Source organism: Mucilaginibacter sp. GW822-FHT03E02, from assembly GCF_058801545.1.
Window position 1 is genome coordinate 6,048,040 of the sequence record NZ_JBXANJ010000001.1, and the last position, 19,117, is coordinate 6,067,156.

Annotated in this window: 22 protein-coding genes; 11 read left to right on the forward strand and 11 right to left on the reverse strand. The window is 43.5% G+C overall.

Annotated elements, in window-relative coordinates:
• Positions 1–18: 18 nt before the first annotated feature.
• Positions 19–660, forward strand: coding sequence for a TNT domain-containing protein (locus tag AC1RM2_RS25265; protein WP_492987889.1), 642 nt, complete (start codon positions 19–21; stop codon positions 658–660).
• Positions 657–1,016, forward strand: a complete 360-nt coding sequence (locus AC1RM2_RS25270; protein ID WP_492987890.1) for a hypothetical protein — start codon at positions 657–659, stop codon at positions 1,014–1,016. Before AC1RM2_RS25265 ends, AC1RM2_RS25270 begins: the two co-directional genes overlap by 4 nt.
• 217 nt (positions 1,017–1,233) lie before the next feature.
• Here the strand turns inward: AC1RM2_RS25270 and AC1RM2_RS25275 are convergent, their stop codons facing one another.
• A complete protein-coding gene (locus AC1RM2_RS25275; RefSeq protein WP_492987891.1) occupies positions 1,234–1,785 on the reverse strand; it encodes an inclusion body family protein in 552 nt (183 codons plus the stop codon).
• Positions 1,786–2,125: 340 nt separating this feature from the next.
• Between AC1RM2_RS25275 and AC1RM2_RS25280 the strand changes: the two genes are divergently transcribed.
• The 4 genes from AC1RM2_RS25280 to AC1RM2_RS25295 are packed head-to-tail and all read left to right on the forward strand — an operon-like array spanning position 2,126 to position 4,870.
• Positions 2,126–2,683 carry a hypothetical protein gene (locus tag AC1RM2_RS25280; protein ID WP_492987892.1) on the forward strand — a complete coding sequence of 186 codons (558 nt, stop codon included), beginning with the start codon at positions 2,126–2,128 and terminating at the stop codon, positions 2,681–2,683.
• 15 nt (positions 2,684–2,698) lie between these two features.
• A complete protein-coding gene (locus tag AC1RM2_RS25285; protein ID WP_492987893.1) occupies positions 2,699–3,364 on the forward strand; it encodes a hypothetical protein in 666 nt (221 codons plus the stop codon).
• The gene (locus AC1RM2_RS25290; RefSeq protein WP_492987894.1) at positions 3,348–4,157 is read left to right on the forward strand and encodes a sensor histidine kinase; all 810 of its coding nucleotides are present in this window, start codon (positions 3,348–3,350) and stop codon (positions 4,155–4,157) included. The genes AC1RM2_RS25285 and AC1RM2_RS25290 overlap by 17 nt, the downstream gene beginning before the upstream one ends.
• 59 nt (positions 4,158–4,216) lie before the next feature.
• Positions 4,217–4,870, forward strand: a complete 654-nt coding sequence (locus AC1RM2_RS25295) for a response regulator (protein ID WP_492987895.1) — start codon at positions 4,217–4,219, stop codon at positions 4,868–4,870.
• A gap of 83 nt (positions 4,871–4,953) precedes the next feature.
• Here AC1RM2_RS25295 and AC1RM2_RS25300 read toward each other — a convergent pair whose 3' ends face one another.
• The 3 genes from AC1RM2_RS25300 to map all read right to left on the reverse strand — a co-directional run bounded on the left by AC1RM2_RS25300 (position 4,954) and on the right by map (position 6,825).
• Entirely contained in the window at positions 4,954–5,115 is a 162-nt protein-coding gene (locus tag AC1RM2_RS25300; RefSeq protein ID WP_492987896.1) for a hypothetical protein, read from the reverse strand.
• A gap of 164 nt (positions 5,116–5,279) precedes the next feature.
• A complete protein-coding gene (locus tag AC1RM2_RS25305) occupies positions 5,280–5,891 on the reverse strand; it encodes a methyltransferase domain-containing protein (RefSeq protein WP_492987897.1) in 612 nt (203 codons plus the stop codon).
• Between the two features lie 169 nt (positions 5,892–6,060).
• Positions 6,061–6,825 (reverse strand): type I methionyl aminopeptidase, encoded by a 765-nt coding sequence (gene map, locus AC1RM2_RS25310; RefSeq protein ID WP_492987898.1) that lies wholly within the window; start codon positions 6,823–6,825, stop codon positions 6,061–6,063.
• A 743-nt stretch (positions 6,826–7,568) separates the two neighbouring features.
• Here map and AC1RM2_RS25315 point away from each other — a divergent pair.
• Complete coding sequence (locus AC1RM2_RS25315; protein ID WP_492987899.1) at positions 7,569–7,721, forward strand: hypothetical protein; 153 nt, start codon at positions 7,569–7,571, stop codon at positions 7,719–7,721.
• Between the two features lie 599 nt (positions 7,722–8,320).
• On the opposite strand, the gene AC1RM2_RS25320 is transcribed toward AC1RM2_RS25315, so the two are convergent.
• The 7 genes from AC1RM2_RS25320 to AC1RM2_RS25350 form a co-directional block, all read right to left on the reverse strand.
• On the reverse strand, positions 8,321–9,412 hold the full coding sequence (locus tag AC1RM2_RS25320) for a bile acid:sodium symporter family protein (RefSeq protein WP_492987900.1): 1,092 nt from the start codon (positions 9,410–9,412) through the stop codon (positions 8,321–8,323).
• A 134-nt stretch (positions 9,413–9,546) separates the two neighbouring features.
• Complete coding sequence (locus tag AC1RM2_RS25325) at positions 9,547–10,476, reverse strand: RraA family protein (protein ID WP_492987901.1); 930 nt, start codon at positions 10,474–10,476, stop codon at positions 9,547–9,549.
• 28 nt (positions 10,477–10,504) lie between these two features.
• Positions 10,505–11,797 (reverse strand): amidohydrolase/deacetylase family metallohydrolase, encoded by a 1,293-nt coding sequence (locus AC1RM2_RS25330; RefSeq protein WP_492987902.1) that lies wholly within the window; start codon positions 11,795–11,797, stop codon positions 10,505–10,507.
• 81 nt (positions 11,798–11,878) lie between these two features.
• A complete protein-coding gene (locus tag AC1RM2_RS25335) occupies positions 11,879–13,084 on the reverse strand; it encodes an aminotransferase class V-fold PLP-dependent enzyme (RefSeq protein WP_492987903.1) in 1,206 nt (401 codons plus the stop codon).
• Positions 13,085–13,094: 10 nt separating this feature from the next.
• The gene (locus AC1RM2_RS25340; protein ID WP_492987904.1) at positions 13,095–13,556 is read right to left on the reverse strand and encodes a RidA family protein; all 462 of its coding nucleotides are present in this window, start codon (positions 13,554–13,556) and stop codon (positions 13,095–13,097) included.
• Positions 13,557–13,603: 47 nt separating this feature from the next.
• A complete protein-coding gene (locus AC1RM2_RS25345; RefSeq protein WP_492987905.1) occupies positions 13,604–14,050 on the reverse strand; it encodes a c-type cytochrome in 447 nt (148 codons plus the stop codon).
• Positions 14,040–15,872, reverse strand: a complete 1,833-nt coding sequence (locus tag AC1RM2_RS25350) for a PQQ-dependent sugar dehydrogenase (RefSeq protein ID WP_492987906.1) — start codon at positions 15,870–15,872, stop codon at positions 14,040–14,042. Before AC1RM2_RS25350 ends, AC1RM2_RS25345 begins: the two co-directional genes overlap by 11 nt.
• Before the next feature lie 285 nt (positions 15,873–16,157).
• On the opposite strand from AC1RM2_RS25350, the gene AC1RM2_RS25355 reads away from it, so the two are divergent.
• The 4 genes from AC1RM2_RS25355 (at position 16,158) to AC1RM2_RS25370 (ending at position 19,043) form a co-directional block, all read left to right on the forward strand.
• On the forward strand, positions 16,158–16,523 hold the full coding sequence (locus AC1RM2_RS25355) for a GntR family transcriptional regulator (RefSeq protein WP_090643767.1): 366 nt from the start codon (positions 16,158–16,160) through the stop codon (positions 16,521–16,523).
• A 1-nt stretch (position 16,524) separates the two neighbouring features.
• Positions 16,525–17,421, forward strand: a complete 897-nt coding sequence (locus AC1RM2_RS25360) for a slipin family protein (protein ID WP_492987907.1) — start codon at positions 16,525–16,527, stop codon at positions 17,419–17,421.
• A gap of 209 nt (positions 17,422–17,630) precedes the next feature.
• Positions 17,631–18,671 carry a type IV toxin-antitoxin system AbiEi family antitoxin gene (locus tag AC1RM2_RS25365; protein ID WP_492987908.1) on the forward strand — a complete coding sequence of 347 codons (1,041 nt, stop codon included), beginning with the start codon at positions 17,631–17,633 and terminating at the stop codon, positions 18,669–18,671.
• Positions 18,672–18,773: 102 nt separating this feature from the next.
• Entirely contained in the window at positions 18,774–19,043 is a 270-nt protein-coding gene (locus AC1RM2_RS25370) for a hypothetical protein (RefSeq protein WP_492987909.1), read from the forward strand.
• Positions 19,044–19,117: the final 74 nt, after the last annotated feature.

The window sequence follows — 19,117 nt, forward strand, 5'->3', positions numbered from 1 at the left end:
AACCCAATATCTTGTCCTATGAAAACAATAAGAATACTGCTGTTAGCAGTACTGCTGCCTTTTGTAGTCAATGCGCAAACGGAGCTCTCCAAAAAAACACACAAACACACAGCTGGTTCAGGAAGAGAACATCAAAAAAATGACAGTCTTGTACGGGGTGTTTCGTACAGTGTTTTTGTAGCTTCCGTTGCCGATTTTGCCGACAGTACCAAAAAAACGCTTGCCAAAACTGCCTGGCAACTATGGAAGCACGAAAAATGGGCCGAACTGGAGCAGTTTTTCAGCACCAACAACCTCAATGGCGGCTGGCCCCCAAACCGTGGCGCCCTGTCGTTAAAAATGATTACCCTACAGGCCGGCCTGTTGGTTGACCGCTACGGAGGTTATTACGATGCCGACAGTGTTTTCCAGGACAAGGGCACCTTTGTGTCATTTGTAGGCGTGCCGTTTCCGCAACGCGCTTTGCCCGATAAAACCTTACAATCGCCTTACAGGGTTTATAAAATTGTAAAGCCCATTGCCGGTGTTAAAAAAGGACAGATCATCCCCTGGTTTAATAAGCCCGGTTTAGGTATTCAGTTTGAGTTGCCATATAATATCAACGATCTGAAAAAAGGAGGGTATATTGCCGAACAAAAGGACAAAGAAAGCCCCAAATGATAATCAACTATAAAAAGGCAAAGTCACTCATATTTGATGGCCTCGAACAGGAGATACAGCACAAATTATTCGATTTGAGCCGGGAAACCGCCCTGGGCATAACTATAAAACTGGATGACTTTGCCAATAATACACTTGAAGACCTGCGAGGAGTTATCAGTAGCGCCGACTTTGAATTCATTGTAAAAACAGGGGCATTTGTTAGCGATGGTGGCTTCCTGAATTTATATAAGGGTAGCAGTAACCTTAGGCTGTATTACAACAAAAAGGGTAATACCATAATTGTTTTTGCCTACGGCGAATTTCAACCGGCCCGTTATATGCTTTACCTGGAGGGCTTTTGGACAATAGAATAGTTTATTTATCTTGATCCTACCCGAAAAAATCTTGATACCTGATACTTGCGACTTGATACTTTACCGCCGCCTTATAAAATAGCCAACCTGTGTTTTGCATAACAATTCACAGGTCGGCTATTTGCGGCTCGATCGCCCAAGGCTTGGGAAAGGGCGAATAATTTGTAATGTAAACTGCTAAAGTTGTTAACTATGCAGCGTTTTACGGCGCCTTGGTTTAAAACTGAATGGTAAGCGTTGGATCCCACCAAAAGTAGCCGAATAATACCGGCTCTGCCTGGTCCCTCGTGTGGCGGTAAAGTGCAAAACTGATACTGTAATTTTCTGTTCCGGTTTTAAGGATGGTTGCACTGTTGAACCAGTAACTCTGTAACGAAAATGTAATCGGGAATGTGGTTCTGTCGGTTGGCAGGATACCTGTCCTGTTAAATACATTAAAGTCAACTGCGCTGAATACATCATCGCTGCTGTCATATCTTGCAATTTTGTAAATGGCCACAGCGGTGTCAAAATTGCCATTTTCAGATACCGCGTACCAGCGGACAACATCGCCGGTAACGGCTTTTACGTTAAGGTCTGCCGTACCTTCAGATTGTGGGGTAAATACATTGCCCCTGGTGGCTACCATGTACATATAATTATGCGCCAGGCCGGTTGGGCTATCTGCATTAGTACTTGGTGCAGGGTTATCGGCTATAATAGCTTCGGTGTCGATAACTATTTGGATATACACGATTTCATTGGAATCGCTTGCTGGTGAAATTGCCATAAGTAGTAAAATTTAAAAGTTAAATAAATGGTCTCTACTCTTTAAAAGGATTTTCGAGTTAACTCCTGCTTTTGGGGCGTATGACCGAAGCTTCTTAACCGGTATCGTATGCCCTTATTGCGATACAAATATTGCGCTGAAACAGAAATTAGGGAAGAGTAGAAATACCGAAAAAAATAAATAAGTATTTATACGTAGAAATTGGGTGTTTGCGAAAAAATGTATATTATTATATTAATTATTAAAACAATATACTTAACTTAACCTTAGTTAATTTGACCAGCCTTTAAAGTCGTTAACTGTTAAGCTACGCATCGTAAACCTTGTAAACCAATTTATTATGAAACAACAATCCTTTGGCAATTTTACCAGATTGCTTTACCCTGTACTTATTTTTTGTGTATTTTTATTTGTAACAGCCTGTAAGCCGCCGGCAGGCGGGGGCATTAAATTTGCTTCGTTAAAATATACTTCGGGGCAGGTTACCCATTGGCTCGATTCGGCCAAGACCAATAACTTCGTTTTTCAGTTTTACACACCGGCTGCTGAGAACGAAAAGCGGCCTTACCAGCTCATCTCGTACATTATTGATACGGCCGGGAATTATTTAAATGCGGCCAGCCCCGATACCTTATCATTGGCAAAAGATAGTTTAACCACGCTAAGCGGTAAAGCCATATTGGGCAACTCCTATATCTCCAAAAAAACCATCCTCGATATGTTAAAAGATTCGGGTGGAAAAAAGCGGGATTTTGATTATCTTCTCCTTACCCCTATAATACTGCCGGCCAATCAGCATGTGGTGTACCAGGTTCAGATTATAAAAGGAGAGGTTGTTTTAAAATGCGGCACCGGCGATGTAAATTCAAACCCTTCGCCGCCGGCCACTATGCAATAAAAACACATAAAGGCTGTGCAAAATATTCTTAAAAACGTTCTCGATTGGTCGGAGGTTTGGGCATTGCTCATACCTTTGACTTTTCTTTACATCCGCAAAAAACAACCGGCCTTTAATAAGCCTGTGGTAATATATGTTTGGATAGCGCTGATACTAAATATAGCTATCGACCTGACCTGGAAATTCAGAACAAAACTGCCCGTTCAATTTCAGTCGAATAATTATTTGTATAATATCCATTCCATAGTAAGGTTTGTGTTGTTCAGCTCCTATTTTATCCGGCTTAAGCAACCGTTTCTTACCACCACAAAAAAGGTTATTCAACTTGTTTTTGCAGGTTTTGTAATTGTAAACTTCAGCATTTATCAGCATTTTTTTGACTACTGGCATTTTAGTAGCCTGTTGTTATCGGTAGAGGCGGCACTGCTGTTGTTTTATTGTATTCAATATTATTTATTCAGGATAAACGACGACGAGGAAATAAGTAAAAAGCAGCCTGATTTATGGATTGTTACCGGGCTGGGGATTTATGTTGCAGTCAATTTTTTCATATTCCTGCTGTATAACAAACTCACGGTGCACCTGCAAAATTTTGCGGTAAGCTTATGGAATATCCATAATATCACCTTTATCATCTTCTGTGTTTTTATAGCCAAAGCCTTTTATGAGTCAGAATTATAAAGAAATAAAGCTTTTTTTGTTTATGGGGATAGCAGTGATGCTTTTTCTGTTTGCGAGTGTTTTATTGATTTTTATATTTTTTCAGCGAAAGAAATTTCAGTACCAAAAAAACATTCAAAATTTACGCGAAAATCAGCAGAACCAGTTAATTGAAGCGGCAGTGCGCAGCGAGGAAGCCGTACGGCACCGCATTGCCGAGGATTTACATGACGAGGTTGGCGCTATATTATCCTCATCAAAATTGCATTTCCAGGGAATAAAAATTAACGTTTTTGACGAAAAAAATAAAGAGCTTTATGAAAAAGCTAAAGAGTTACTGGATGAAGCCATTAGACAGGTAAGGGATATCTCGCATAACCTTCACTCGGGGATATTGAAAGAATTGGGCCTGAATACCGCGATCCAGCACTTTGCCGAAAAGATAATCCATAACAGCAATATCATACAGGTTACAACTGCATTGGCCGACTCCTATACCGCCCCGACAACCGAAAATGATATCAGTATTTACAGGATATTTCAGGAGCTTGTAAATAACATCATTAAATATGCCGACGCCAAAACGCTGCACATCAGTTCAGTTTATGAAAACCATGCATTAAGCTTAACCATTTTTCACGACGGTAATGGGCTTACCCAAAAAGAGTATGAAGAGTTACGCTTTAAAAAAAACGGACTTGGTTTAAAGAACATACAAAGCCGCATAATTTTGATAAAGGGCCAGCTCTCGTTTTCGCAGGTGGCCGGGGGGTATTGTATTGATATATATGTAAAAGACAACCTGAATTCCTGAAGCAATAAGCAACATTGGCAAATATTTTTATCCGATACACCATCTAATGAGTACAAACTATGAAGCCCGATAAAATAAAAATAGCGATAGCAGACGACTATACTATATTCAGAGACGGTTTAAAAGTTGGCCTGGCCCAGCATAACGATTTTGAAGTAATTATGGAAGCCAGCAATGGCCAGGATTTGATAGAAGGGATGGAAAAAGAATTGCCGGATGTTATTATTATGGATTTAAAAATGCCGGTAATGGATGGCATAGAAGCCACCAAACTGGTAAAAAAAAGATTTGGATCGGTTAAAATTTTGGTGGTAACCATGTATGATGATGATAAATTTATCATCCACCTGATGGAAATTGGCGCAAACGGATACTTATTAAAAAATGCCGACTCGGATGAGATTGGTAAGGCAATTTATGCCGTACATGAAAACGGCTACTATTTTAATGATATAGTAAGCAAAGCCCTCCTGAAAAAATTAGTAATAAAGGGTAACCTGAAGCCATCGTTTAACCAAAACATTGAATTTACCGAACGTGAGCAGGAAGTTTTAAAACTGATATGTGAAGAAAAAACAGCTACCGAAATGGGCAAACAACTTTTCCTTAGCCCACGCTCCATAGAGGGGATCAGGATAAGGCTGATTGAAAAAGTAGGCGTTCGGAATACCGCCGGCCTGGTAATGTTTGCGGTAAAAAACGGGATAATATAAATGTGCTTTTACTGAACTACAATGTGAAAAATAACGCCACTGCGGCAGCACCCATAATCACAAATGTTGACCATAACAGGGTTTTAGATAACCAGCCGCTTGGCCTGTTCTTCCTCAGCCTCCTGCGAGGCCTCCCAAAAAAACATGTAGGGTGTAATGGTTGTTCCGAAAACGCCGGTGATGATAAACAAAAAAGCAAAGCTAAACTCAAAATGCGGCACCAGGCTTGCCCGCAGCGGGATCATCGACGATATGGCCGCTAATTTCTTCCCGCATCCTGAATGATGTTTAAAATTAAATAATTTTGCAATGCTGTCTGTTTCGATTTATTCATTGATTAAGCGATGCCCTTTTGTTTACCCAAATGCCTTTCGTGGAAATGGGCTGCGGCTTTGTTATCAATAAATGATTATTTTGAGTGCACGCTAATATAAAATTGCTTGCCACTTTGTAGCGTTGTAATTTTAGACTCTTCTTTTGTGAAATTATTTTCATTCATAACTTCTTCAAAATAGGCGATGTCTACCAGTTTCATTATCTCGCTAAGTTGCTCAAGATTTTTAAACTGTGTTGGAGAAACTGCAGATATTTTTTCATTTGGCATTTGCAAAACCGTTACTAATTTGCCTTGGCCTTTAAGCCAATTTTTAATATTGAGTATAGTTTTGCTCAAATCGACATATTCAAAAATTAGCGCGGCGTAAATAAAGTCGGAAGACAAATTGTTTGACTTTAAATTCTGGATATCCCCACAAATAGTACTAAGGTGCGCTAAATTCGGGAACCTGTTTTTCAATTCAAGCAAATAATCACCATTGATATCTATTGCCGTTATGCTATTTATTTTATTCTTAATGTTTTCAAACCCATTACCTGTCGTGGCACCAAGAACAACGATATCCTTAGGATGATATAAATCGAAATAATGTTTGAACGTTGAGTTGATTAGTTGGAGCTGGCCTACTTCTGACATGTGTTTTTCATATTCTTCGGCAGGAATATTTGTCCAGGGATTTTTCATAATAATAAGCGATGATTTCGTAAGAAAAGCCAAATATATACTTAAAAAAAATCTTGAAAAGGAGAGGTATTTTGGTTTCGGCGGAACTACAATTGAAAAACTGCAGTGCTATGCACAAGTTGTAAGCCCACGCGGACTGAAATCCTTTGTGTTGATAAATGGAACCAGATTACGCCCAAATCTCGTTTGCGGCGGTAAGAATGATGGGCATGCCGTTAGTTACCATAATGGTGTGCTCATGCTGGGCTACATATCCGCCACGGTTTCCTGTTAAAGTCCAGCCATCTTCCTGTTGGTCTGCATAGCTGGAATGCGTGGCAATAAAAGTCTCAATGGCTACAATCGAATTTTTTTTGAACCGGGCGGTGTTGTACCTGTCATAACAGTTCAGTATATCATGAGGTTCTTCATGTAAACTTCGTCCTACACCGTGCCCGGCAAGGTTCTTGATCACTTTATAACCAACTTGTTTGGCCTGCATTTCAATCAGCTTGCCGATATCTGCAATTTTTACACCACCTTTAATCTCACTGATTGCCTTTTTTAAAATCTGTTTAGAAACATCAACCAGCGGTTGCAGCCGGTTTAAATCGCGGCCAAGTATAAATGAACCGCCATTATCGGCCCAGAAACCGTTTAGCTCGGCAGACACATCGATATTGATCAGGTCGCCCTCATTCAAAATCCTGGCTTCGGTTGGAATACCATGCGCCACCTCGTTGTTCACACTGATGCAGGTCCACCCCGGAAAACCATAGGTTAGCTTTGGTGCCGATTTAGCTCCCATTTGATTCAGAATACTACCCCCAAACTCATCCAACTCTTTAGTCGACATACCCGGTACCGCATGCTCACGCATCTGCTTTAACGTTTCGGCAACAGCATTGCTCACTTGTTTCATCCCAAATAGTTCTTCCTCAGATGTGATTGACATGGTATTCTTTTTTTGCTCAAATATAGGGGTTTTATAGGAAGGTAAGGGGTTGATGCTGTCACTAACGAGCCAAGGATAGTTGAAGGGAAGACGGCGTTTGTAATATTAATTTTTTTGCATGCCGGTATTTGTTGGTGACGACACACACAACACAGTGCGGTATGGAACGCTAAAAATGGCGGTAACGGGGTATAGGAGCAGGGAAATCGTTTTTAAGATTTCGGTGGCGACTTCTATGTCATAATTGCATTGAACGACATCGGATTTGATTAAGTCGGTTATTTTTTTTCACGCAAAGACGCCAGGACACTAAGAAAAATAAGCAAATCTCTTTGCGCCTTTGCTTTTTACCGTCTTTGCGTGAAATAAGCCTTCCTTTTTACGCCCTTTTTTACTTGAGATTTTTAAAAGCGATTTCCCTGGGGTATAGGAGAAATAATAGGTAAATGTCTAAGGAAAAACGTAAATTGCTTTTTCATAGCATATAAAATAACCTTGTAACTAATGAATAAATTTGTCAAATTTTTAAGATTTTTTAATGATTTTAATTTTTTGCAAAATATCAACAGTTAGGCATAGTCATTTCCTTTGTTATCAATAAGTCAAGGATAGTCGAAAGGAAGATGGTATTACGTAAAGCTTTTTACATGCCAATATTTCTTGGTGGCAACACACTACAAAGCACGGGCGGGGAACGTTAACGAGTGCGGTAGTCATATTATTTAACGCTTAGATTTTATACGATGAGTTATATAGTGATTGAAATGCATGGTGGCCCCGAATATGCCATCATCGTAACGGACGTGGACGGTAATAATCGTGTGTTTGAAAATCGCGAAGACGCTGAAGCCGAGGCAAGCGACTGCCAAGACGGATTAATTGTTGAACTATTATAGCTGAAATTCAACGCTCGAATTAGCTGACGCCGTGAAGTCAAGTAGATCAGAAAGGAAGTAGGACTTACTTAAGCATTGCGCTCTCCTTGGTTTTGTCACCAACGAGCTAAGGATGTTGAAAGGAATATGGTGTTATGTAACAATTAAAGGCCTTTCGTATGCCGATATTTGTTGGTGATAACACACAACAAAGCGCGGTGAAAGAACTCCAAAACGGGCGAAAGTTAACGGCGATAAGCTGTTCCTTAATAATAGCGAACGGAATAAGCCGATGGCGTGGAGAAGATATGAGTATTAAGCGATACTTTGTTTTTATTGCCTGATCCTGGTTAAATGATGGAGGTACCCAAGTGACTTGTATTGGCCAACACCAGGCACAAATATTTGGATGCGCCTAAATTGCGCAATCAGTTTAGTGTTAACCATGATAAAATATAAAATATTGATTATTAAATATTTATAAATGTTTTATCTGAAATGTGTTAAGTTATGTTAACCCAATTAGATGCGTTTGCACTGGTAATGGGATGCCAAACGTATTTTCAGAATCCCACTTCCAATTGATTCCAACCTTAAAAAATCTTGATACCTGCTACCCGCTACTTGATACTCTTCTCTAACGGTTTCCGATGCCAGTAGTTGGCCAGTAATGATCCGGTCACGTTCATCAGTGGACCAAATACCGCGGGGGCCAGGCCTACCGTCGCGATTTTTCCCATCGCTTTTGCCAGCCCGGAAGCAAGGCCGGCGTTTTGCATGCCTACTTCTATGGCCATGGTACGGCAATCGCGTTCGGGCATTTTGAATAGGCGGCCAGCCCAGTAACCCAGTGTATAGCCCAATAAATTGTGAATAAGCACCAGCAGCACCAGCATAGCGCCAATATTTAATAAACTGTTTCGGCCGGCGGCGGTAATAATTACGATAATAAAAGCGATACCAAACATGGATATTATTGGCATGAGCGTTTCCAGCCATGCGGCCCGTTTAAGCAGGTATTTATTAAAAAGAATACCTGCGCCGATGGGTAAAACAACAATTTTTGTAATATCCCACATCATGCCAAGTGTATCTATTTTAATAAACGCGCCGCCAAGCAGTTTCATCAACAGTGGCGTAAAAAACGGTGCCAGCATGGTAGATACGGCAGTTATGGTGACAGACAACGCCAGGTTGGCCTTTGCCAGGTACGAGATAACATTGGAGGCCGTACCGTTTGGCGAACACCCCACGAGGATTAAACCTGCGGCAATCTCTGGCGGAAAGCCGCTTAATTTGGCCAGCGTGAAGCCCAGCAGCGGCATAATTAAAAAATGACTGCCAACACCTATAAATACGCCTTTGGGCATTTTAATAACCCCGGCAAAATCTTTAATGCCCATAGATGTGCCCATCCCGAACATAATAAGCTGTAGCAGCGGCGTAATTAGCCCTGACAGCTTAAACCCTTTTACTTCAACAAAGTATTCCGGATAGTATAATGCCGCGGTAACAGCAGCGAAAATGATAATCGTAAAGGTGAAGCCCTTTAATAGCTCCCATCCGCGGCATGCTATAGATAGCATGATAAAGAATGCGATAATAAACGGGCCGGCATGGGCAATGCCTTCCCGATAAATTTGCCAGGCTGCGGCAAGCGCGCAAAGCACGGCAATACCCGTAATGAGTTTGTAAATAACGATATTTTTCAACTGTTTAAATTTAGTGTTATGTTAATCGTGTAACGACGGATAGTCTTTACCCAAAGGGCTTAAGTTAAAAAGATTAAATCTAACTTTTGACTTAAGACTTAGTACTGCTAACTTGACATTAGGTTATAATTTTGTTACCAGGTACGCTTTTCCATAAAGGCATCTAATTGCGCCCTGGTCATTTTCATTTTGCCGGGATTTTGATCAAGCCATTTCATAAATGCGTCTTTCACCTGGCTGGTCCATTGGCTGTCAATTTCGCCGGTGGCAAACCTGCCCGATTTGAGCATGGCATGTCCAAACTCGTCGCGCAGGGCGATGAATTCGGCAGTAGCCACCACTTTTTCGGCCAAATGTGCCGGTATAAATAGTACGCCTTCTTTTTCGGATATAACCAAATCGCCGGGCAGCACTACCGCGCGGCCTATGCGTATGGGCGTGTTAAGCCCCATTAGTACCATTTCTTCCAGGTACGACGGGTCAAAGTCGCGTACAAAGGCATTAAAGCCATGTATTTCTTTAAGCCCCTGCAGGTCGCGCGCCGATCCATCAAAAATAACACCATTACCCGATTTGCTGAAAATGGAGTTGCCCAGGTTATCGCCAATAAGCGTGCCTCCTTTAACTTTACCAAAACCATCGGCAACATACACATCGCCTTTGGTTAAAGTTTCTATCGGCCAGGCATTGGTGTTGCCTTTTCGGCCTTGTTTAAGGCCCCGCTCTTTAATACTTTTTTCAATATCGGGGCGGCTTGGCATAAACATGGCCGTAACGGCGCGGCCAACAACAGGCAGGGTATCGTTAACCAGTTTCCACCCACCTTCAAACTGGTTATTATAGCCTTCGTTTTTTAATACCGTCCAGGCTTCTTCAATGCCTATTTTTTTTGCCCGTTCTATAATATCATCCGGGATTTTGGGCCTGCCATCGGCAAAGCGCTCGCCTTTCCACTCCGACGTAAAAAATACCAGTTCGTCTTTTGAAATGGTTTGCGCCCGGGCACTGCTGTACCAGCTTATACCGGCAAAAAGCCCCAGGATTAAAAGTTTACAGTATCTCATAACTTTTATTAAAACAGGATAATATTAATTAATGATTTTCGGTTATTAAAACGGTTTGCGGGTTTTTGGTATTAATTTTAGGCTGATATATGGGGGATGCTATCCCGTTAAGATCGTAAACTATTTTACCCGCCCTGATGGTGAGTTCACACACAAATTTTTTGCTGGCCTCCACCTTGTAACCCGTATAATCAAACAAGCCAAATTTACCATCGACAATACTTAAAATAGCTACATCGGCACCCGAGCCTACCGATAAATTTCCCAACTCCTCGTGTTTAATCTCCTTCGCCGGGTTTGATGTACATGCCTGTATCACATCGTGCAGGGGCATGCCCATGGCTAAAAATTTGGTCATGCAGGTAAGCATATCCTTCATGGCATCATTCATGCTGCCCACATGCAAATCGGTACTGATGGAGCTTGGGAAAAAACCCTCTTTGGCGGCGGGCAGCGCCTGCGAATACGCAAAGCTGATATTGCCGTAGCCTACATCAAACGCAATACCCCGTTTCCGGGCTTCGTATACAAAAGGTTTTACTTTTTTAGTCGCCAGGTCAACAATGGGTTCGCGGTCATTAAACTGGCCAAAACAATGGGTGAAAATATCGCCGGGCCTAAGGTGTTTCAAAAATAATTCTTCAATGGGTAACGGTGGAGTGCTGCCGCCAAAATCAATCATTACGGGTATTCCTTTTGCCGCTGTACCGGCCTCTACTGCGCGGTCGGTAGGTGTCCAGTCGTGCCCTTCGTAATGGGCCAGTTTAATGCCTACAATGATATCTTTATATCTCCGGGCAATCAGGGCGGTCATGCGTGGGTCCATATCATTCAGGTCCTGCTCATAATCGCCGCGCATGCCTTCGCCAACAATGTTTAAAAAAGCCAGCACCCGGGTCCGGGAGTTATCGATAGTTTGGGATTTAAAGGTCGGAAATGTACGCCAGCCCGAGCTGCCTGCATCAACAACCGTAGTTACGCCATTCCTGAAAGTAAATCCATCTGGCGCCAGGCCCAGGTTCCCGTTTTCGTATTGATGATCGGGCTGGGTACCGCCAAAATTATGGGTGTGGATGTCGATTAATCCGGGCACTACATACATGCCTTTGGCCTCAATTACATCTGCTGCCTGTTTGGCGTCGATATTTTTGGATACCAGCGCTATTTTATTGTTGATGATAGCAATATCCATGATGGCGTCGATATCATTTTTAGGATCAATCACGTGGCCATCCTTAATCACAATATCGTACGACTGTGCCATTACCGCCGGGCTTAATAAGCTTAACAGCACCAATAATAAGAAGTAGGTTTTTTGCATTTTGGGTTAATATTTAAATCATAATAAAGTATTGCAGGTGTAATTTTTGACATGCAGATGTAGGTTGAGCGGATAATTTTATCAGACAGCTTGCTGTAAAATGGTTTTTACTTTCCCGGCTACAATATCAACCTGGTCTGGCCGCAAAAGCACCACACCGATAGTAAGGCTATCGCCGTGGCTGTTGGCCACTATGCTTGGCGTGCCGTTTTTTAAAGCCGTTACTACCTGCCCGGGCGTAATTTTAATTTTGCTGGTATCCCAGGTAACATTAAGGCTTGGGTAGGCGTTAGCCGGGCCGGGGTCAACCACCGTTTCGGTTTTAACACTATGCAGGCCTTCCAGTTGCGCGCCGATGTATTTGGTACGTTGCATCCACTCTTCCCATTCTTTTTTATGGTCCCGTTCAAGGTAGGCCTTCAGCGCGGCGTACATGCCAAACATTTCTTCCTTGTTTACTTTCATAGGCCGGCCAATAGGCGCCTCATTAGGGCTGTGGTTAAGGCGGGCGGCGGTAATAAGGTCTTTACGGCCAAAAAGCAAGCCTGCGCTCTGCGGCCCGCGTATCATTTTACCGCCCGAGAAGGTCACCAGGTCGAAACCGATTTTCTGAAACTTAAACAGGTTTTCAACCGGCGGCACGTCTGCCGCGGCATCCAAAAAGGTTGGTATGCTGTGCCGTTTGGCAATAGCCACAAAATCGGCATGCGTAATACTGCCTTTTTCGGCGGCGTTAAAAAACAGGGCCATTACCGTTTTATCGTTAATAGCTTTCTCCATTTCATCGGGGCCTTCAACCTCAATAATTTTGGCGCCAGTGGTGGTTACAGCCTGGTCAAACAGGTACCTGTGCGTTTTTTGCATAATTACCTCGGGCCGTGGCCCTGGCAGGTTAGGCAGCAGCTTTATTTTTTCATGATCGGTACCGGTAATGGCAGCCGCTGTACCCAGCAATATGGCACATGCTGCTCCCGATGTCACCATGGCCGACTCGACATGCAGCATTTCGGCAATTTTTGCCCCAACTTTATCCTGCAGCTCGTACATGTTGGCAAAATCGTGCGATGTTGAATTAATGGCCTCCAACACTTCGGGCAGCATCAGCGAACCGGATAAAAATGTCATCGTTACCGAGGCGTTTATTACGGGTGTAACACCAAGCTCTTTAAACAAATCGCGCGCCGGCTTTTTTGGGGGGGAGGAGGGGAGCGTAACAGCTGCCTTGCTAACCAGGCTGCCGGTTAGCGGTAGCAGGGTAAGGCCTTTGAGTATGTCTCTGCGTTTCATTTTTTGACTATTATATGTAAGCGATACAATCCATCTCAACCAGCGAGTTTCCGGGCACGCCACCTTTAGCTACAGCAACTGTGGTACGTACCGGCGGATTTTTGCCAAAACGGCCTTTGTAAACCTCGTTCATGCCCTGGTAGTCGGCAATATCATTGAGGAACACGGTTACCTTGAGTACTTTTTCCATCGATGAGCCGGCTTTTATCAGTTCTTTCTCCAGCTCTTTAAGTACAATTTCGGTATGGGCTTTAATCTCGAAGGGCTCAACGTGAGCGCCTTTTCCGGCTATAAAAACCATGTTGCCCAGTTTGGTCGAGCCGGAAAACAATGGCACATCCTGAAACGATGTTACATTGTTAGCTACCTTTTCGTCGGCGGGCGCAGCTATGGCGCCTTTGCTTATGCCGAATACGGATATGCCCACTGCCGAGGCCAGTATCCTTTTTAAAACAGATCTTCTTTTTTCCATGTCGTTTTTATTTTGTGTGATGTGGTGTATATGTTGTTTTAGTTTTGTTAGCGTGATTTATTTGTGGGTGCCGCGGTGTTTGGGGTACTCAGCGTAAGGATATATTTCACCATTTTATTAGCCTCATCGGCGCTTACCGCCGGGTGTGGGGCCATAGGTACCGGCCCCCAGGCACCGCTGCCGCCGCTGATGATCTTTTGCGAAAGCATGGCCACAGATGCCTGGTCCTGTTGGTATTTGCCGGCGATGGCTATGTAGGCAGGCCCTACCAGTTTCTCTTCAACCTTGTGACATGCCAGGCAGTCGGATTTAGAAATAAGGGTTTTACCGGCCTCAATTTCGGGGGCGGTGGCAAATGGTGGTTTTGATATTGCTGTTGGAGTAGCCGCTTTCTTTTTTAGGGCCGTCTTTTTCTTTACCTGCGCCCCGGCCTGGCAGCACAGAATGGTTAAAACAACACAGAAAACGCCGGTTTTTAATTTATTAATCTTCATGTTGGTGTATTTGTTTATCCACCATTTTTCGCACGGCGCTTACGTCTGCCGGTGTTACAATTTCGGGGATGTTGTTAAAATTGGATTTGATGTAGGTGAGCACTTCGGCTACCTGTTTATCAGATAAAAAGCTGCCGTGCGCGGGCATTACTTCGTTGTATGATAGCCCTTTTACCTTTACCGGGCCTTTTAACCCGTTAAGTATCACTTTAATTAACCGGTTTTTATTATAATTTACCCATTCGGATTGTACCAGCGGGGGGAAACGCTTGCCGTCGCCTTTACCATCGTTTTGGTGGCAGGCCACACAATAGGTGCTGTATACAACCGATGTGGCGGCCACATCTTTAAACAGGTTATCTTTAATCTCATCCGGAGTTTTAATGTTGGATGCCGTTTGTTTTCGCGTCTCCATGGCGGCAAGCTGTGCCGGGCCGAAGTTTTTTTTATCGCCGGTGTATATAATACGCCAGATTCTTCCTTTTTCGGTATCACTTACATACAATGAGCCGTCCGGCCCTTCGGCCAGGCCCATGGGGCGGTATACGGCATTGCTTACGTTTACAATAGGATCAACCCTCGCAAAGCCATCGGCAAAAACCTCCCATGGTCCCGATGGCCGGCCATCTTTAAACGGAACAAATACAATGATGTAACCTGCCTGCGGATAAGGCGCCCTATCTGTAGCGCCATGAAAAGCCACAAACGCGCCGTTTTTGTAATGATCGGGGAACTGTTTTCCTTTGTAAAACAATAAATCGTTGGGTGCAAAGTGCGCGGGGAAGCCAATAAGCGGCTGGGTTAGTTTAGCGCCGTCGCCCTCTTTAATTTTATCTCCGCCAAATTCGGGGTTAAGCAGTTTTTTGTTTTTAATCGGGTCGTAATAATAGTAGGGCCAGCCGCCGTCAAGGCCTTGCTGTACTTTAAAAAACTCCTCGGCGGGCTGCACCGCGCTTTCCCAGGGTGTGTACAAATCGGGCCACAGCAGCCTGAAATCGTCGCGGCCATGGTTAATTGTATATAACGATTTACTTTTGACATCCCAATCCATGGCGACAATGCTTCGCAGGCCGGTGGCATATTTTACACCATCGGCCTGGTGCTGGTTGGTTTTATTGGCGTCAAACATCCAGATGCCACCATGATCCTTTAACCAAGGGTTGCCGTTATCCGGCTCGCCCGGACTACCAACGCCCGGCGAACCCGGCTGCCGGTTGTTAACCTGCCCGGCGTTTGACCCCGCCCCCCAGCCTACGAAAATATGACCCTTATTATCAAAGGCAATGGGCTTGGTTTGATGCTCATGATAAGGCGGATTATCAATGACAATGGTATCCATTTTGCTATCGGGTACCAGTTGCCCGCGTTTAAGCTTCATCCGGTAAACCATCAGTTCCGAACTGAAGTACAGGTAGCCGTTATGAACACGCATGGCCGTACCGTAAGTTTGGCCATCGTATTTGCCAAAAGGGGTTATCACATCGGCGCGGCCGTCGCCGTTGGTATCGCGCAGGGCCACGTTACCGTATCCATCGTTGGCATAATGATCGCGGGCTTTTACATAAATATCGCCGTTGGAGTTAACAGCGATGTGCCTGGCCTGGCCCTTTAAACTATCGGCAACCACAAATGCGCCGAAACCTGCCGGTAAAAACAGCCCGCCATTATCTGCATCGGCCGCGGGGAGTTTGGTATCGGTGGCCATCCACCCAAATCCCATAAATAAAAACAAAGCCGCCGCGCATGTAAACTTCAATAAACGCGAACCAAAATAACGCGAAGCAGCAGCCGAAGCCTCCCTTGTGCCTTTAGTATTATTCATGCAAACAATAATTTTATATACAATTCCGGATAACCTATACAGCGCCTGCTATCAGATAAAACCCGACAATCATCAGGGGGATTAGCGATTGCCTGGCTTTTATCTGATTATATATTTCCTATTACACATGACTACCGGTAATTTATCCCTCCGAAAGGTTGAAATATTTACGCGCTGCCGGTTTTTAGTTAAACAGAAGGGCTTTCGAGATATTGAATTAATATTTTGAAAATAAGAAACTTGTTGTATGTTTGTACTATATGTATAGTACAATAGTATTTTAGCATGATTAAATTTAAATTAGACCCTAAAACGGGTACCCCGTTTTACCGGCAGATAATTGACCAGATTACGTTTGGCATAGCTGCGGGAAACCTGAAAACAGGCGAACAATTACCCACCGTGCGTTCGTTGGCTGTGGATTTAAAGGTAAACCTGAATACAGTGGCCAAAGCCTACAAAGAGCTGGAAATTCAGGATATTTTAGAAACGCAGCAGGGTACAGGCACATTTATAAGCGAAATAAGGATCCAGATAACCGAAAAGGAGCGAAGCGCCAAATTAAAAGAGATCTGTAACGAATTTTCGTCCATTGCATTCAGCTATGGTTTTTCAACAGACGACATTATTAATCAACTTAAAAAACAATAATATGATAAGTAGTAAAAAGAATACCAAGTTGGGCGTTAACCCAATTGCAGCCGTGATATTTGTTGTGTTAACAGCAGGCGCTATTGGTTTGTATTATTTGGGATGGATTAATGCTTTAACCCTGGGGCTGTTGCTGATAGCTTCGCTGTTTTTGGCCAACGCGGTGCATATAGCCGATCAGTGGGAAAAGGCTATTGTTTTACGCATGGGTAAATATACCGGGCTACGCGGCCCGGGCTTATTTTTCACCATACCGCTGGTTGACAAAATAGATAATTATATTGATCAGCGGGTTAGGGTTACCGAGTTTAAAGCCGAGCAAACGCTTACCAAAGATACCGTACCGGTAAATGTTGATGCCGTAGTGTACTGGACTGTATGGGACGTTGAAAAGGCCGCGCTTGAAGTGCAGGATTACGAGGTGGCTATTGCTTACATAGCGCAAACAGGATTAAGGGATGTAATAGGTAAACATGAATTGGCCGAGCTGTTGCAGGAGCGCGATAAGGTGACGGATTTACTGCAAAGAATACTGGATGAGCACACCAACCCCTGGGGCATAACCTGCCAGAATGTAGGCATCAAAGATATTGTTATCCCTCAGTTATTAGCCGATGCCATGAGCAAGGAAGCCCAGGCCGAAAGAGAACGCAGGGCAAGGGTAATACTGGGCACCGCCGAAGTGGAGATTGCCGAAAAATTCGCGGTTGCAAGTGAGCAATACATCAATAACCCCGTAGCCTTACACCTAAGGGGGATGAACATGTTATTTGAGGGCCTGAAAGAAAAAGGATCGATGGTTATAGTTCCAAGCTCGGCATTAGATTCCATGAACCTGGGCGCAATGGGCGGGTTAATCTCCTTAGCAAAATCAAACGAACCAAAGCAGGATGTGTAAACTTTCATAAAACCGATGTTCAGTTGATTCCACGGCCATTATTTGTAGATCAAAGAGGATATTCGGGATATTATTGAATTAGGAGGGAGCGGTTGCTTTGCGGTCCTGTGGTATCGTATTTAGTGATTAAGAAAAGTTAATTGCAAATGTGTTTTTTGTTTACTTATTATCCTTGTTTACTAAATGTAAACAAGGATAATAAGTAAACAATGCACTACGGAAGCGTACTTTCTCAAAGTTTTAAAATGTTGCCGCCGGCATTTAGAGATGCTTCTAAAACGGTACAAATGACAATGGTTTATGCGGTGGGAGAAAGAGATATCCTCACCTTTACCATTAATGGTGTGTCACTTAAATTCAACGTCTACTATGCGCACCAAATTAGTCACCTCCAGTTGCATTATATTCAGCGCGATGCCGCCGACGCAAGAAAGACCGATGACCTGCCGACACTGGTGCTTAGCCAGGTAATCTATTCCAGGATCGCGCAAAAACTGATGGACATCGGGGTTAATTTTATGGATGCTACCGGCAATGTTTACCTCAATGAAAAAACCATTTATATTCGGCATACCGGCCAAAAAACAAAAGCCGGCGGTGTTCCAACAAAAAGCCGTTTATTTGGTGATACAGGCCTGAAATTATTATTTGTACTATTACAAGACCCGGAAGTAATAAACTTCCCATATAGGGAGCTTGCCAATCTGGTGGGTATTTCACCCGCCTCGATCACGATCATATTCAAAGAAATGCTTCAAAGCGGCTATTTGTTTGAAGACTATGATGACAATAAGCGTTTACTAAAAAAACGTGAATTGCTGCAAAGGTGGGTAAACGGATACAACGAAATTCTACGGCCAAAGCTGCTAATCGGACGTTACCAATCTTTCAAAAAGGACATGGTAAAGGGGTACGAACAGTATCCGATTGCTGACTGGCAGGGAAACTGGGGAGGAGAACCCGCTACTGCAAGCTACACCAAATATCTTTCACCGGAGAAATTGACCATGTATGTTCCAAAAGACGAAAAAAGCTGGATGAAAAAAATGAGCCTTGTCCCGGTAGACGACAATCATGAAATAGAGGTATTAAATTATTTTTGGGATACGCAACACCCTTTGTTTCAAATTGAACCAAATTTAGTGCCCCCACTTTTAGTATACGCCGAGCTGACAGCTACCGGCGACAGCAGAAACCTGGAAACCGCCCAACGAATATATGATGAGTACCTACAATATATTGAGCAATAAGATACCATCTTATTTGCTGGAGATCATCGATTCGCTGCAAAAGGTTCTTGGCCGCAGTCATACGATTTCCTGCTTATTGGGGCAAGCGCACGCGATCTGATCATGGACACGATCTATGATCTTGGAGTAAGCCGCATGACCCGCGACGTAGATTTTGCGCTGTATGTGCCGGAATGGGACACCTATAAACAAACCATACAAAAATTAATTGACTCTGGCTTGTTCTCGCCGACGAAGACTACCCACAAACTAATATATAAAAATGCTTATGAAATCGACATTGTCCCGTTTGGAGCGATCCAAAACGACGAGGGGGCAGTATACCTGGCCACCAGACCACATAAAAGCCATGAATGTAGCCGGATTCGTTGAGGTTAGCGCCGGGGCAATTGAAATCCAATCAGGCGATGTCTGTTTTAAAATTGCATCCATCCCAGGAATATGTG

Coding starts and splice junctions, on each gene's coding strand:
- AC1RM2_RS25265 (WP_492987889.1), top strand. CDS start 19: ATGAAAACAATAAGAATACTGCTGTTAGCAGTACTGCTGCCTTTTGTA.
- AC1RM2_RS25270 (WP_492987890.1), top strand. CDS start 657: ATGATAATCAACTATAAAAAGGCAAAGTCACTCATATTTGATGGCCTC.
- AC1RM2_RS25275 (WP_492987891.1), bottom strand. CDS start 1,785: ATGGCAATTTCACCAGCAAGCGATTCCAATGAAATCGTGTATATCCAA.
- AC1RM2_RS25280 (WP_492987892.1), top strand. CDS start 2,126: ATGAAACAACAATCCTTTGGCAATTTTACCAGATTGCTTTACCCTGTA.
- AC1RM2_RS25290 (WP_492987894.1), top strand. CDS start 3,348: ATGAGTCAGAATTATAAAGAAATAAAGCTTTTTTTGTTTATGGGGATA.
- AC1RM2_RS25295 (WP_492987895.1), top strand. CDS start 4,217: ATGAAGCCCGATAAAATAAAAATAGCGATAGCAGACGACTATACTATA.
- AC1RM2_RS25300 (WP_492987896.1), bottom strand. CDS start 5,115: ATGATCCCGCTGCGGGCAAGCCTGGTGCCGCATTTTGAGTTTAGCTTT.
- AC1RM2_RS25305 (WP_492987897.1), bottom strand. CDS start 5,891: ATGAAAAATCCCTGGACAAATATTCCTGCCGAAGAATATGAAAAACAC.
- map (WP_492987898.1), bottom strand. CDS start 6,825: ATGTCAATCACATCTGAGGAAGAACTATTTGGGATGAAACAAGTGAGC.
- AC1RM2_RS25315 (WP_492987899.1), top strand. CDS start 7,569: ATGAGTTATATAGTGATTGAAATGCATGGTGGCCCCGAATATGCCATC.
- AC1RM2_RS25325 (WP_492987901.1), bottom strand. CDS start 10,476: ATGAGATACTGTAAACTTTTAATCCTGGGGCTTTTTGCCGGTATAAGC.
- AC1RM2_RS25330 (WP_492987902.1), bottom strand. CDS start 11,797: ATGCAAAAAACCTACTTCTTATTATTGGTGCTGTTAAGCTTATTAAGC.
- AC1RM2_RS25335 (WP_492987903.1), bottom strand. CDS start 13,084: ATGAAACGCAGAGACATACTCAAAGGCCTTACCCTGCTACCGCTAACC.
- AC1RM2_RS25340 (WP_492987904.1), bottom strand. CDS start 13,556: ATGGAAAAAAGAAGATCTGTTTTAAAAAGGATACTGGCCTCGGCAGTG.
- AC1RM2_RS25345 (WP_492987905.1), bottom strand. CDS start 14,050: ATGAAGATTAATAAATTAAAAACCGGCGTTTTCTGTGTTGTTTTAACC.
- AC1RM2_RS25350 (WP_492987906.1), bottom strand. CDS start 15,872: ATGAATAATACTAAAGGCACAAGGGAGGCTTCGGCTGCTGCTTCGCGT.
- AC1RM2_RS25355 (WP_090643767.1), top strand. CDS start 16,158: ATGATTAAATTTAAATTAGACCCTAAAACGGGTACCCCGTTTTACCGG.
- AC1RM2_RS25360 (WP_492987907.1), top strand. CDS start 16,525: ATGATAAGTAGTAAAAAGAATACCAAGTTGGGCGTTAACCCAATTGCA.
- AC1RM2_RS25365 (WP_492987908.1), top strand. CDS start 17,631: ATGCACTACGGAAGCGTACTTTCTCAAAGTTTTAAAATGTTGCCGCCG.
- AC1RM2_RS25370 (WP_492987909.1), top strand. CDS start 18,774: ATGGACACGATCTATGATCTTGGAGTAAGCCGCATGACCCGCGACGTA.